Source organism: Sphingomonas sp. Leaf343 (assembly GCF_001423765.1).
Classification (GTDB): Bacteria; Pseudomonadota; Alphaproteobacteria; order Sphingomonadales; family Sphingomonadaceae; genus Sphingomonas.
Map to the genome: position 1 here is coordinate 135,901 of NZ_LMPG01000013.1, position 13,376 is coordinate 149,276.

The following is a 13,376-nucleotide window of genomic DNA, read 5'->3' on the forward strand; positions in this document are numbered from 1 at the left end:
CGCGTGGCGTCGGGTGCAAGGGTCGTGCACCGCGGCGGGCGACCGGAACCGATGGCCGGGGTCCGCAAAGCGGCGATCTGCGCATACGGAATCGCAGGCATTCCGCCGATCCGCCTGTGGTTGATCGACTTTAATGCAGCCGCGCCAACCTACCGCCTAATTGGTTGCGTTACCGGGGGGATGGGTCGCCAGTGCCGCATAGTTGTTTCGCCGCCCGTCTCGGCGATCTCGTCACACTGACTCCGGTCGAACACGCCGCGTTGGCAGCGTTGGAGGAGCGGGAACGCCGGTTGCGGCGCGGCGCGATCCTCATCAGCGAGAACGACCGGATTGCCGAACTCTACGTCCTGAAACAGGGCATGATGATGAGCTACGTCCTGCTCCATGACGGGCGGCGGCAAATCCTCCGCTTCCTGTTTCCGGGCGACATGATAGCCATGTCGGCGCTGGCGTTCGGAACCTCGCCGGAGACGGTGATGGCGCTGACGGAGGTGGTCATCAGCCCGTTCGACCGCAGCGCCATGGCCTCGCTGCTGTCCGCGCATCCCCGGCTGGCGAGCGCGATGATGGCGCTGGACCAGATCCGGCGGGTCGCACTGACGGATCGGCTGGCGGCGATCGGCCGCACCTCGGCGAAGGCGCGCGTCGCGGCACTGCTGCTCGATATCCGCAGCCGCCTGCGCCGCGGCGATCCCGAGATCGGCGACAGCTTCCATCCCGGTATCACGCAGGAGGAGATCGGCGACGCCACCGGCCTGACCGCGGTTCACGTCAACCGGATGCTGCGGCAACTGGAGGACGAGGGCCTGATCGGGCGGGACGGCGGGCGGTATACGCTGCTGGACGAACAGCGGCTGGTGCGGGCGGCGAACTATGTCGACCGGTACGCGCAGGCGAATCTGGGGTGGTTGCCGGCGGGGGAGTGACGGATTTCCGCATCGGGCGTGCGTCGCCTGGCGGATAAGCCCTTCCCCGATCCCTCGCCGAAAAGAGCATCATACGACGAACGGCGGCCTGCTCGCTTCCATCGGCGGCCCGCCTGCGTCTACGCCTTTTCCAGCGTGCATTGCAGGGGGTGCTGGTTCTGGCGGGCGAAGTCCATCACCTGGCTGACCTTCGTCTCCGCGACCTCGTAGGAGAAGACGCCGCAGACGCCGACGCCGCGCTGGTGGACGTGGAGCATGACGCGGGTCGCCTCTTCCATATCCATGCGGAAGAACCGCTGGAGGCAGAGGACGACGAACTCCATCGGCGTGTAATCGTCGTTCAGCATCAGCACGCGGTACGGCGTCGGCTGTTTCGTCCTGGCGCGCGTCTTGGTGGCGATGCCGGTGCCGGTATCGTCGCCGTCGGCGTCGCGGCGCTGGGCCATCGTCGGCGGCGCCGGAACGGTCGCCGGGGCAGCCGTCATGAAGGGGGTGTCGATCGGTCGCTGCATGGGAAGGCGGGATATGGCACCGCGCCACCGATGGGCAAGACCCGAACGCCGCTTTCGCATGGTGCGACCGGATCGACGGGCACCTGGATCACCGGATCGGGACACGAAAAAGGGCGGCGCATCGCTGCGCCGCCCCGTTCCACAGGCCGGGCGAACCCGGCCAAGGCACCAGTTACGCGGCGACCTTGATCTTGTCGGCGGCGACCGCGATGCGGTTCGAGATCGGCTGCGCGACCTCGCCGGCCAGCTTCAGCGACGCTTCCGTCGACTTCGAGGTCTGCGCCATCATCGCGTCGAATGCCGAGCGGGCATAATCGGCCTGGAGCTTCATGAACTCCGACGGCGACTTGACCGACGACAGCGTCTTCATCGCTTCCGAAGCCTGCTCGAACGACGACTTGGCATAGGCGACGGCCTCGTGGCTCATCGACTCGATGCCGCGAGCGGCGATCTTCGACGATTCGACCAGCGCCTCGACGTTGCCCTTGCCGAACTCGGTGGCGTCGGCGAACAGCTTCTGGCTCTTCTCGACCGCACCCTTGCTGCGCTCGGTCATGTCGGAGAACATGGCCTGCGCCTTGGCGGAGGTGTCCTGTGCGGCGGACTGGGCGGCGTTCTGGGCATTATCGATGACGGTAGCCATGATCGGTTCCTTTGCTTCTGAAGTGGCGGCCGGTGCGGCCGTGGGGGTGGTCGCAGCCGGTTCGGCCACGGGAGAAGCAGGTGCGGCAGGCGCCGCCACGGCTTCGATGATCGGCGTCGCGACCGCCCTGGCGGCCTCGACGACGGATGCCTTGATCGATGCGACCGCCGCCTTCGCCGGCTCGGAAGCCCTGGCGACCGGCGCGGCCGGCTTTGCCGCCGCGGCCTTGACGACCGGCTTAGGAGCGACGGGATCGCTCGCGACCGGCCGGGCCGGCCCGGACTTCAATGGCGCAGGTTTGGCGGCCACGGCCCTGGGAGCATCGACGGTGTTGGTGGCGGACAGGGCCGGCGGCACCGGCGTCGGGCCATCGACGGGCTTCGATGCGGGGGCAACGGGTGCCGATCGCGTCACCGCGGGCTTGCGTCCGTCTGCCTTGCGTCCATTCGTCGCCATGCCGCACCTCTCCCTTGCTGCACTGCACAAATGGAGAGGCGACAGGAGTTTGTCAAACAGAAATTGTGCAGTGCAGCAATAAGTCCCTCACTCACTTCGCGCGGACGTAGCTTCCCGGTGCCGGTTCCAGCGCGGGCAGCTTGCCCTTTCCGGGCAGGCGCGCACCCTTCGCCGGCACCTGCGCATCATTCAGGCTGTTCAGCCATCCGAGCCAATCCGGCCACCAGCTGCCCTTCGTCTCGGTCGCGCCCGCCACGAAGTCGCCCAGCGAGTCGGTCTGTTCCGGGTTCGTCCAGTATTGATATTTGCCGGCGGAGGGCGGGTTGACGACGCCCGCGATATGACCCGACCCGGCCAGCACGAAGCGGAGCGGGCCGGCGAAATGGTGCGTCAGCTTCCACACGCTTTCGGCGGGCGCGATATGATCCTCGCGTCCGGCCTGAACATAGGTGGGCGTCGTCACGGTCGTCAGGTCGATCGGGGTGCCGCCGACCGACAATGCGCCGGGCGTCACCAGCAGATTGTCGCGATACAGGTCGCGCAGATACGACAGATGCCATTTCGCGGGCAGGTTGGTCGTGTCGCCGTTCCAGTGAAGCAGGTCGAACGGCGCATAATCCTTGCCGAGCAGGTAGTTGTTGGTGACGTAGTTCCAGATCAGGTCGCGACCCCGAAGCGCGTTGAAGGTCGCTGCCATGTAGCGGCCGTCGAGGAACCCGTCCGGCGACAGTTTCTCCAGCATCTTCAACTGTTCGTCGTCGACGAAATGCTGGAGGTCGCCGGCACCGGAGAAATCGACCTGCGCGGTGAAGAACGTGGCGCTGGCGACCTTGTCCGCCCCGCCCCGCGCCGTCTCCACCGCCAGCGTCGCGGCGAGCGTGGTGCCGGCGACGCAATAGCCGACGGTATGCACCGCCGGTACGTCGAGCAGATCGCGGACGGTGTCGATCGCATCGACCTGCGCGGCGACGTAATCGTCCCAGATCACATCCTTCATCGTCGCGTCGGCGGATTTCCACGAGACCATGAACACGGTGACGCCCTGCTCCACCGCCCAGCGGATGAAGCTCTTCTCCGGCGTCAGATCGAGGATGTAGAAGCGGTTGATCCACGGCGGGAAGATCAGCAGCGGCGTCGCCAGCACCTTCTTCGTCGTCGGATTATACTGGATGAGTTCGTACAGGTCGGTGCGCCTGACCACCTGACCCGGCGTCGCGGCCAGATTGCGGCCGACCTCGAACGCGGAGCCGTCGGTGTGCGTCATCTGCCCGCGGCCCATGTCCGCGAGCATGTTCTGGAGCCCCTTGAGCAGGTTCTCGCCGCGCGTCTCGACGGTCCGCTCCAGCACCGCCGGATTGGTGAGGGCGAAGTTGGTCGGGCTCATCGCATCGACGAAGCCGCGCGTGGCGAAGCGCAACTGCTCGCGCTGCTTCGGATCGATGCCGTCGATCGCGTCGACGCCGCGCAGCATATGGTCGGCGATCGTATTGTAGCTCTGACGGATCAGGTCGAAGACGGGATTCTCGCGCCACGCCGCATCCTTGAACCGTTTGTCGCGCGCCTGTTCGGGCGCCTCCGCGGCCGGCGGCGCACCGGCGGGATCGAGGAAACGCTGCCACAAGGTCAGGCTGTCGGTCCAGAAGTCGCGCACCCGCTCCAGCGTCGCGGGGTCGTTGAAGCCGGGCATGGTCGGAAACGCGCCGATGCCCTGCTCCATCATCATCTGCTGCGCGCGGCCCAGGACCCAGGTCCAATGCTGCATGTCCTTCAGGGTCGGCTGCTCGGGTGCGTCGGCCATGCGCGGTCTCTCCTCATCCTGTAGACGGGCGTAGCGCATTCGCGGTTCCGCGTCAGCTTTCGCGGCGCGCTGCTTCGCTGTAGATGCGTCTGCGAAAGGTACTGCCATGACCGACCCGTCCGACGATTTCTACCGCATGAAGCGCCTGCCCCCGTACGTGATCGCGGAAGTGAACGCGATGCGGGCGGCGGCGCGCGCGGGCGGCGAGGACATCATCGATCTCGGCATGGGCAATCCCGACCTGCCGCCGCCGGACCACGTCATCGAGAAGCTGATCGAGGTGACGCGGAAACCGGACGCGCACGGCTATTCGCAATCGAAGGGAATTCCCGGCCTCCGTCGCGCGCAAGCGAATTATTACGGGCGACGGTTCGGGGTCGACTTGAACCCGGAGACCGAGGTCGTCGTGACGATGGGATCGAAGGAGGGGCTGGCCAGCCTCGCCACCGCGATCACCGCGCCGGGCGATGTCGTGCTCGCACCGAACCCCAGCTATCCGATCCACACCTTCGGCTTCATCATCGCCGGCGCGACGATCCGCGCCGTGCCGACGACGCCCGACGAGGCGTATTTCGAAAGTCTGGAGCGGGCGATGGCGTTCACCGTGCCGCGGCCGAGCGTGCTGGTCGTCAACTATCCGTCGAACCCGACGGCGGAGACGGTCGATCTCGCCTTCTACGAGCGGCTGGTGGCGTTCGCGAAGGATCACGGGCTGTGGATCCTGTCCGACCTCGCCTATTCGGAGCTGTATTACGACGGCAATCCGACGCCCTCCATTTTGCAGGTCAAGGGCGGCAAGGATGTCGCGGTCGAGTTCACATCACTGTCCAAGACGTACAGCATGGCCGGCTGGCGGATCGGCTTCGCGGTCGGCAATGCGAAGCTGATCGCGGCGATGACGCGGGTGAAGTCGTACCTCGATTACGGCGCGTTCACGCCGATCCAGGCGGCGGCATGCGCGGCGCTGAACGGGCCGCAGGACATCGTCGAGAAGAACCGAGTGCTGTACCACAAGCGCCGCGACGTGCTGGTCGACAGCTTCGCGCGGGCGGGATGGGACATTCCAAGCCCACGTGCGTCGATGTTCGCCTGGGCGCCGTTGCCGCCGGCGCTGGCGCATCTGGGATCGCTGGAATTCTCCAAGCAGATGCTGACCGAGGCGAAGGTCGCGGTCGCGCCGGGTGTCGGATATGGCGAGAACGGCGAAGGTTTCGTCCGCATCGCGCTGGTCGAGAACGAACAGCGCCTGCGTCAGGCGGCGCGGAACGTGAAGCGGTATCTGCAGTCGATGGGGGTGAATACCCCGGCGCAGGGGGCAGGGTGAGGCGGTAGGCCCAATATCCCATCATTGCGGCAATGACGGGTGCCTCAATGCTCGTGCGGTGTCGCCCTGAGTGCCTCCAGCACCTCTTCGGCCCGCGCGGGATCGCCGATCGCCAGCACATGGCCCTCGCTCGATGCGGTCAGCGGGTCGCCGTTCCAGTCGCACAGGCGTCCTCCGGCCCCCTCCACGATCGGCGCGAGCGCGGCGAAGTCGTAGAGTTGCAGCCCCGATTCGCAGACGATGTCGAGGTGCCCCGACGCGAGCAGGCCGTAGTTATAGCAGTCGCCGCCATAGACCGGCCCCTGCCGCACATGCCCGCCCGACGCCGCCGCGACGAGCGCCATGTAGTGCGGCACGTCGCCCTCCGCGAACAGATGCGGGCTGGTGGTGGCGACCACCGCCCCCTCCAGCGCGGGACAAGCGCGGGTGCGTACGGGCACGCCGTTGAAGGTCGTCGGGCGGCCCGCGACGCCGACCCAGCGTTCGCGCTGCACCGGCTGATCGATGATCCCCAACACCGGCCAGCCATCCTCCAGCAGCGCGATCAGCGTGCCGAAGATCGCACGGCCGGCGGTGAAGCTGCGCGTGCCGTCGATCGGGTCGAGCACCCATTGCCGGTTCGTCACGCCCGGCTTGATCCCGTATTCCTCGCCGTGGACGCCATCGCCCGCGCATTCGGCGTCGAGCAGGCGGCGCATCGCGGCTTCGGCTTCCTTGTCGGCGAGCGTTACGGGACTGTGGTCCGCCTTCGTCTCCAGCCCGTGGGGCTTGCGGAAATAGGGGCGGATCACCGCGCCCGCGGCGTCGGCGAGGCGGTGGGCGAGGTCGATATCGGCGGGGCGGACTGGCATGACACCGGCCTATCGCGACGCACGCGCCCGCGCTACAGCCTTGTCCGATAACACCCGAGAGGATTTTCCATGCGCCTGCTGCCGATCATTGCCGCCGTTGCGATCGCCGCCCCTGCCTGTGCGGCGCTGGCTCCCGGTGCGCAGGCACCCGACTTCACGACGCGCGGCGCGGTCGCGGGCAAGGTGGTCAACGTCCACCTCGCCGACCTGCTGAAGAAGGGTCCCGTCGTGCTGTACTTCTTCCCGGCGGCGTTCACCGGCGGCTGCAACGCGGAGGCGCATGCGTTCGCGGAGGCGATGCCCGCGTTCCGCAAGGCCGGCGCGACGGTCATCGGTATGTCGGCCGACGACGTGCCGACGCTCCAGCGCTTCTCGTCCGAGAAATGCGCCGGCAAATTCGCGGTCGCCAGCGCCGGACCGAAGGTCGTCGCCGGTTACGACGTGTCGCTGGGCAAGCAGATGGCGGGTCGCGATATTACGAAGCGCACCAGCTACGTCATCGGCCGCAACGGCCGAATCGCCTTCGTCCACGACAATATGGACGCCAGCGGCCATGTCGAGGAGACGCTGGCGGCGGTCCAGAAGCTCCGTTCCTGATCCTTTCCCGCCGTTCCCCCAAGCGCTTGGGGCAATGCAACACAGATCAAATCGTTACCGTTGCGGCCCCGACATGATTACCTGATGATAACGCTTCCGCCGTAGACGTTCCAATCGAGGGACCAGCGGAGGGTGGGAATGGGACACGCCGGCGTTGCGCGGCGACAGGATCAGGGCGACGATCTCTACGATCGGATCGGGGCATTTCTTGCCGCGCACCGTCTGAGCCCTGATCCTGCGCATTATACATTCGCCTATGCCGCCCTGTCGGAGCCCGGGGGGGATCTGGCCGCGGAGATCGCCTTGCTGACGGACGGCGGCTATCGGCTCACGCGCGAGCAGATCGAGCAGCTGGGCGGCAGCGTCGTCGCGGGCGGTTCGCCGCCCGCCCGGTGGGCGGAGGGCGATGTCGCGCTGGATCGTCAGGCCGAGGCGCTGGTGGCGCAGACGCAGGCGCAGGTCGACGTTTTCGCCGCGATGACCAGGGCGATGCACGTCGAGACCCGCGACTTCGGTCGCGATCTCGCCGCCAGCGCGGCCGCCATCGAACGCTCCCCGCGTATGCAGCACAGCGGCGAGGTGACGCGCATCGCCACCGCGATGATCCGCCGCATTCGCGAATCGGAAACGAAGCTGGCGCAGGCGACGGAGGAGGCGGACACGCTTCGTGCCAAGCTGAAGCAGGCGCGCGACGATGCACGGCGCGACCCGCTGACCGGCCTGTGCAACCGGCTGGGCTTTGCCGATGCCTTTGCGGAGCGGGTGGAGGGCAGCGGCCCGCACTGTCTGGCGCTGTGCGATATCGACCGGTTCAAGCGCGTCAACGACGATTTCGGACATCCGGTCGGCGACCGCGTGCTCTGCGCGATCGGCGAGGCGCTGGCGGCGGCGTGCGACGGCCATGTCGTATCGCGCCACGGCGGCGAGGAATTCGCAATCCTGCTGGCGGGAACCGATCTGGCGGGGGCGGCGACCCTGCTCGACGCGGCACGCGCCGACGTGGCGTCGCGCCGGTTCCGGGATCGCGATACGGGCAAGCCGCTCGGCATCGTCACGATCTCCGCCGGCGTCACCGCGATCCGCCCCGGCGAGAAGGCCGATACCGCGTTCGAGCGCGCGGACCGGCTGCTGTACACCGCCAAGGATACGGGCCGCGACAAGGTCTGCGCCGCGTGAGGTGACCGCCGCCATTTGCTGGTGAGGAATGCCGGGCGAAATGGCGAACTACGCCAAACGCCCATTCGACATTCAAGATAATCAAGCTATTTCAGATACTTAAAAAATTGGCACGGTGTCTGCAAAGCTGCTGGCATCGGAGCCGAACGGTCGGTTCCGCCAAAAGGGAGAACCACCATGACCATCAATTTCCAGTCCGCCCAGCGTTTCGTCGCTTGCTTCGTCGCCGCCCTGAGCTTCGCCGCGATCGCCGTCAGCGCCGCCGTCCCCATCGTTCCGATCGCCTGAACGATCCCACCGGAAGCAACGGACATGAAACAGAGCATCCTCCTCGGCCTGATCGGCTTCGCCTCTACGGTGATGCTGATGTTCGGATCGGCGCACGCGACGCTGATCTGATGCCGCTGCGGGCGGCGCGCCGATCAGGCCGCCGCTGCCGCGCCCACCGGGCCGACCGGAGCCTCCTCGGCCCGCGAATAGGTCCCGATCAGGACCCCCGCCGCCAGCACCCTGCCCCGCATCGCCGCCAGCAGCGCGGTACGACCGGGTGAATCGCCCGGATCGCCAACACCCTCCGACAGCGCGAACAGCTGGAACGCGTAGCGATGTTCGCCGTGGCCGGTCGGCGGATCGGGCGGCAGCCATCCTTCCCGATAATAGGAGTTGCGGCCGACATCGCGGCCCGCCGCATCGCCGTCGCCGTCCGCGACGATCGCGCCCTCGGCAAGCTGCCCCGCTACCGGCTCCAGCCCCCAGATCACCGCATGCACCAGCGGCTGCGGCGTCGGCGAATCGGCATCCTCCACCAATAACGCCAGCTGCGCCGTGCCCGGCGGCGGATCGCGCCATACCAGCGGTGGCGAGACGCCCGCGCCATCCGCCGTGAACCGCTCCGGCAGGCGCGCGCCGTCCGCGAAGGCGGGGCTGGACAGAGTCAGCGTTTCGAACGGTCCCAGTCCCTCCTGCGCGACTGCCAGCTTGTCGGTGCCGGCGCGCAAGCCTTTCAACGCGCTTCCCAGCCAATGTGGAACATGTTCGAGCATATCGGGTCCTTCAGGCGGAGGGGCATGCACCGGCGCGGCGTTCGGCACGGGCGCGGGTCGTCCAGCGACTGGCATCGCCCATCGTCGCGGCGTCGTGATAGCAGACGATCGCCTTGTCGGCGTTCGCGTCGGCCGCGATCATCACCGTCCAGTTGCGGTCGCCGCAATTGGCTGCCTCGCAACCATGCGCGGCGACCAGTGCGCCACGGCGGAAGATCGGCGTGGTCGTGGCCTCCCGCCCCGCGATCAGATGACGGGAGCGCTCGTCGGGGACCAGCTCGATCAGCGTGTTGGCGACCTCGCTGCGGTCGAAGAACGTCACGCCGTCGACCGCGTCATTGGGGTGATGCCCGACATAGCTGGCCAGCGGCGTCGTCTGCTCCTGTCCGGCGAGCGGGGTGGGCGCCTGTGTCGCGGGCGGAACGAAGCCGCTGGGGGCCAGCGTGTTGCCGTCGGGATCGCGCTGTCCGCACGCGACGACGATCATCGCGGTGGAAAGGGCTGCCATGGCCATGATCGTGCGGCGCGCCATCGGCGTCTGCTCCTCCCGTCGATATCAGTTCAGGAGCGGGGAACGCGCCGCATCCCCGGCGGTTGCAGGAGCGCGGGCGGCGAAGAGGACGCATCGGCATGGACCTGTCCCGCTTTACCGACGCGCAGGCCGACACCTGGCCGATCGCGCTGGCCGAGCTGACCGCGGGTCGGAAGCGCAGCCACTGGATGTGGTGGATCTTTCCCCAGATCGCCGGGCTGGGCCGCAGCGAGACCGCCCGGCATTATGCCATCGCTTCCGCGGCGGAAGCCCGCGCCTATCTGGCCCATCCACTGCTGGGATCGCGCCTGATCGAGGCGACGCAAACGGCGATATCCGCACCCGGTTCGGCCAGGGCGATCTTCGGAGACGTCGACGCGATGAAGCTGCGATCGTCGCTCACGTTGTTCGAAGCGGTCGCAGGTGATTCGGCAAAGGCCGGCTTCAGACAGGGTCTGGACCGGTTTTTCGACGGCAAACCCGACCTGGCGACGCTGGATCGCCTGAAACAGGAATATGGTCACCACGCATAAACGAACATGCGTGGTGTATCGACAGAACGAGCCTGCCGGGAAGCGGTTGCATCGACAGGAAATTTCACGCCGAAACGGGGTGAAAGGGCCATTCCGGGCGTGATCCGTCCGCTTTGGTGGGATTTCACAGGCTCAAGCCGGATTGCACGACCGCGGCGTGCGGGATGCGATGGTTACCGACGCATTTACCAGACCTGTTGCCGCCGGCAAAAACATGTTGCCAAGCCATTGATCGCCAATGTGATTTGGTAGAACCTGCTTAATCTAAATCGAGCGATTTTGTTCCCGCGAAACCAGTGGGAGCGAAAATTGTCTTGTTCGGGTACAGCGTTGCGACGGCGGATGGGGGGGCTTTCCGCGGCCCTTCCCGCGGCTGTCCTGGCGTGGGTATCCGCTGCGCCCGCGATCGCCGCCGATACCCGCGCCGGCACCGCGATCACCAACACGGCGCAACTGCGTTACGATGTCGACGGCACGGTCCGGTCGCAATCCTCGAACACCGTCACGATCGTCGTGGCGGAGCGGCTGGACATCGGGCTGGCGCATGATGGCGGCATGGTCACGATCGATACCGCGCCGGTGTCGGTGCCCGTCCAGCTGACCAATCAGGGGACCGGCCAGGAAGCCTTCATCGTCACCGCCGGCACCTCCACGCCGGCGACGACGGTGCAGACCGTCGCCATCGACATCGATGGCGACGGCCGGTTCGACGCCGACCGGGATACCGTGCTGACCGGCGCCACCCCCGTCCTCGCCCCCGGCGAGACGCTGCCGCTGGTCGCGGTGCTGGCCCCCGCCGCCGGCACCGTCGCGGCCGACGGCAGCCTGACCGTCACGGCGGAGGCGGCGACCGGCCACGGCCAGCCGGAACAGGAACTGCCCGGACTGGGCGACGACGGCAGCGACGCCATCGTCGGCGAGACGGGGGCGATCGCCAGCGCGGCGATCCCGTTCGTCGCCACCGCCTCGACCACCCCGACCCTCGTCAAGTCGCAGGCGGTCGCCGCCGCCGACGGCTCCCCCCTCCCCGCCGGGGCGACCGCCGGCGCCGGCGCGGTCGTTACCTACACGCTGGTCGCCCGCATCCCCGCCGACGCCGCGCTGTCGGCGGCGACCATCGACGATCCCGTCCCGGCCGACGCGGTCTACCTGCCCGGCTCCATGACCCTCGACGACGCCGTGCTCAGCGATGCCGCGGACGGCGACGCCGGCGGCTTCGACGGCCGCGCCGTGTCGATCCGGCTGCCCGACCGGTCCGGCGGGGCCGCCACCGCCCATACCGTCCGCTTCAAGGTCCGTCTCCAGTGAAGGAAAATGCGATGATCCCGTTCCTGTTCGCCGCGGTCGCGGCGGCAGCGAGTCCCCAGCCCGCTGCCGCCGCCGCCGCCGCTGCCGCCGCTGCCTCCCCGCTCGCCCTGACGACGACGATGCTCGCGGAGACGCGGGTGGCGGCGTCGGACGGCAGCGTGACGATGAAGCTCGCCGCGCCGAACAATGTCGGCCCGGGCGACCGCGTCGTCGTGCAGCTCGCCTATCGCAATCGCGGGACCGCACCGATCTCCGGACTGGTACTCGCCAATCCGGTGCCAACCGGCCTCGCCTATCGCGGGCCGCGCGGTGCCGGCGCGACGCCGGAAGTGTCGGTCGACGGCCGGAATTTCGGGCCGCTCGCGTCGCTGCGCGTGGCCGCCGCCACCGGCGGCCTGCGCCCTGCCACCGCCGACGACGTCACGCACGTCCGCTGGCGTCTCGATTCGCCGGTGACCGCGGGCACCGGCGGCGAACTCGCCTTCCAGGCGATCGTCCGATGACCCGTCCCACCACCACCCATACCCGAACGACAGGAGGCACCATGTTCACGCGTACCATGCGCCTGCTGCTGACCGGCACCGCGGCCGTTTCCGGCGTCGCGGCGTCGCAGGCAGGAGCGCAGACCACCCCCAACGGCACCGCCGCGGGCGTGCTCGTCACCAACACCGCCAATGCGACCTATTCGGTCAACGGTCAGGCGCAGACGACCGCGTCCAACCCCGCGACCTTCGTCGTCGATCGCAAGGTCAACCTGACCGTCGTCGCCCTGCAACAGGCCGACACGCAGGTGAACCAGGGCGAGATCGGCGCGGTGACCACGTTCCGCGTCACCAACAAGACCAACGCGACGCAGGACATCCTGCTCGACGGCGACCAGAACCTGTCGCTGGGCCTGGGTCTGGGCACCGACAATTTCGACATGCAGAACCTGAAGGCGTATGTCGATTCGAACGGCAACAACAAATATGATCCGGGCGTCGACACGGCGGCCTTCATCGACGAACTGGCCCCCGACGCGTCGGCGACGGTGTTCCTGGTCGGCGACGTGCCCGCCAGCTCGGCGCAACTCGCGATCGTCAACCTGCAGGCGACCGTCGCCGCGGGCGGACAGGCCGGCACGAAGGGCGCCGCGCTCGTGGCGTCGCCGCTCAACGGCAAGGACGATGTCGACGTCGTGTTCGCCGACGACGACAGCGACGGCGTCGGAGCCGATCTCCTCCGCAACGGCCAGGGCCGCGCGTATCTGGCCTATGTCGTGGGCATCCACGACGTCGCGCTCAGCGTCACCAAGTCGTCCACCGTCATTTCGGACGGCGTCAGCACGCTGAACCCGAAGGCGCTGCCGGGCGCGACGGTCGAATACTGCCTCGCCATCCGCAACGCGACGCTGGGCACCGGCGCCAACGCGGTGACGCTGACCGACGTCATCCCGACCAACACGACGTACGTCCCCGGCACGCTGAAGATCGGTACGCCCGGCGGCACCTGCGTCCTGATCGCCGAGGCGCAGGACGACGACGCCAACGACGACAACGACGGCACCACCTACAAGGGCAGTTTCGACACGCAGACGAAGACGGTGACGGCGATCGTGCCGACCGTCGGCGGCGGCGCGTCCGTCAGCGCCGCCTTCCGCGTGACGATCAACTAGCCCCTTCACCCCCTACCCGAGGC

General features: G+C 67.9%; 15 protein-coding genes. 9 read left to right on the forward strand and 6 right to left on the reverse strand.

The features are described from left to right. The first annotated feature begins 260 nt into the window (after positions 1-260). The gene (locus ASG07_RS11780) at positions 261-926 is read left to right on the forward strand and encodes a Crp/Fnr family transcriptional regulator (protein ID WP_236694657.1); all 666 of its coding nucleotides are present in this window, start codon (positions 261-263) and stop codon (positions 924-926) included. Between the two features lie 119 nt (positions 927-1,045). On the opposite strand, the gene clpS is transcribed toward ASG07_RS11780, so the two are convergent. Both clpS and ASG07_RS17895 read right to left on the reverse strand, forming a co-directional pair. Beyond that, positions 1,046-1,372, reverse strand: coding sequence for an ATP-dependent Clp protease adapter ClpS (clpS, locus tag ASG07_RS11785; RefSeq protein ID WP_055847058.1), 327 nt, complete (start codon positions 1,370-1,372; stop codon positions 1,046-1,048). A 238-nt stretch (positions 1,373-1,610) separates the two neighbouring features. Then, the gene (locus ASG07_RS17895; protein ID WP_236694658.1) at positions 1,611-2,081 is read right to left on the reverse strand and encodes a phasin family protein; all 471 of its coding nucleotides are present in this window, start codon (positions 2,079-2,081) and stop codon (positions 1,611-1,613) included. On the opposite strand from ASG07_RS17895, the gene ASG07_RS17900 reads away from it, so the two are divergent. After that, a complete protein-coding gene (locus ASG07_RS17900; RefSeq protein WP_236694659.1) occupies positions 2,080-2,619 on the forward strand; it encodes a hypothetical protein in 540 nt (179 codons plus the stop codon). The genes ASG07_RS17895 and ASG07_RS17900 overlap by 2 nt on opposite strands. Positions 2,620-2,628: 9 nt before the next feature. Here ASG07_RS17900 and ASG07_RS11795 read toward each other — a convergent pair whose 3' ends face one another. Beyond that, positions 2,629-4,335, reverse strand: coding sequence for a PHA/PHB synthase family protein (locus ASG07_RS11795; RefSeq protein ID WP_055846518.1), 1,707 nt, complete (start codon positions 4,333-4,335; stop codon positions 2,629-2,631). Between the two features lie 106 nt (positions 4,336-4,441). On the opposite strand from ASG07_RS11795, the gene ASG07_RS11800 reads away from it, so the two are divergent. Then, on the forward strand, positions 4,442-5,659 hold the full coding sequence (locus tag ASG07_RS11800) for an LL-diaminopimelate aminotransferase (RefSeq protein WP_055846523.1): 1,218 nt from the start codon (positions 4,442-4,444) through the stop codon (positions 5,657-5,659). 44 nt (positions 5,660-5,703) lie between these two features. Here the strand turns inward: ASG07_RS11800 and ASG07_RS11805 are convergent, their stop codons facing one another. Then, complete coding sequence (locus ASG07_RS11805) at positions 5,704-6,510, reverse strand: inositol monophosphatase family protein (protein ID WP_055846525.1); 807 nt, start codon at positions 6,508-6,510, stop codon at positions 5,704-5,706. Positions 6,511-6,579: 69 nt separating this feature from the next. Between ASG07_RS11805 and ASG07_RS11810 the strand changes: the two genes are divergently transcribed. Next, a complete protein-coding gene (locus ASG07_RS11810) occupies positions 6,580-7,107 on the forward strand; it encodes a peroxiredoxin (RefSeq protein ID WP_055846530.1) in 528 nt (175 codons plus the stop codon). A 138-nt stretch (positions 7,108-7,245) separates the two neighbouring features. Then, positions 7,246-8,283: a GGDEF domain-containing protein gene (locus tag ASG07_RS11815; protein WP_055846533.1), complete on the forward strand. Its 1,038-nt coding sequence runs from the start codon at positions 7,246-7,248 to the stop codon at positions 8,281-8,283. A gap of 422 nt (positions 8,284-8,705) precedes the next feature. Here ASG07_RS11815 and ASG07_RS11820 read toward each other — a convergent pair whose 3' ends face one another. Together ASG07_RS11820 and ASG07_RS11825 are read right to left on the reverse strand one after the other, a co-directional pair. Continuing rightward, on the reverse strand, positions 8,706-9,326 hold the full coding sequence (locus ASG07_RS11820) for a YbhB/YbcL family Raf kinase inhibitor-like protein (RefSeq protein WP_055846536.1): 621 nt from the start codon (positions 9,324-9,326) through the stop codon (positions 8,706-8,708). A 10-nt stretch (positions 9,327-9,336) separates the two neighbouring features. Continuing rightward, complete coding sequence (locus tag ASG07_RS11825; protein WP_055846539.1) at positions 9,337-9,858, reverse strand: hypothetical protein; 522 nt, start codon at positions 9,856-9,858, stop codon at positions 9,337-9,339. 98 nt (positions 9,859-9,956) lie between these two features. Between ASG07_RS11825 and ASG07_RS11830 the strand changes: the two genes are divergently transcribed. The 4 genes from ASG07_RS11830 (at position 9,957) to ASG07_RS11845 (ending at position 13,353) form a co-directional block, all read left to right on the forward strand. After that, positions 9,957-10,391 (forward strand): DUF1810 domain-containing protein, encoded by a 435-nt coding sequence (locus ASG07_RS11830; RefSeq protein WP_055846543.1) that lies wholly within the window; start codon positions 9,957-9,959, stop codon positions 10,389-10,391. A gap of 342 nt (positions 10,392-10,733) precedes the next feature. Continuing rightward, positions 10,734-11,699 (forward strand): hypothetical protein, encoded by a 966-nt coding sequence (locus tag ASG07_RS11835; protein ID WP_055846546.1) that lies wholly within the window; start codon positions 10,734-10,736, stop codon positions 11,697-11,699. A gap of 11 nt (positions 11,700-11,710) precedes the next feature. Next, positions 11,711-12,202, forward strand: coding sequence for a hypothetical protein (locus ASG07_RS11840; protein ID WP_236694660.1), 492 nt, complete (start codon positions 11,711-11,713; stop codon positions 12,200-12,202). A 41-nt stretch (positions 12,203-12,243) separates the two neighbouring features. After that, positions 12,244-13,353, forward strand: a complete 1,110-nt coding sequence (locus ASG07_RS11845; protein WP_236694661.1) for a hypothetical protein — start codon at positions 12,244-12,246, stop codon at positions 13,351-13,353. The last annotated feature ends 23 nt before the right edge of the window (positions 13,354-13,376 follow it).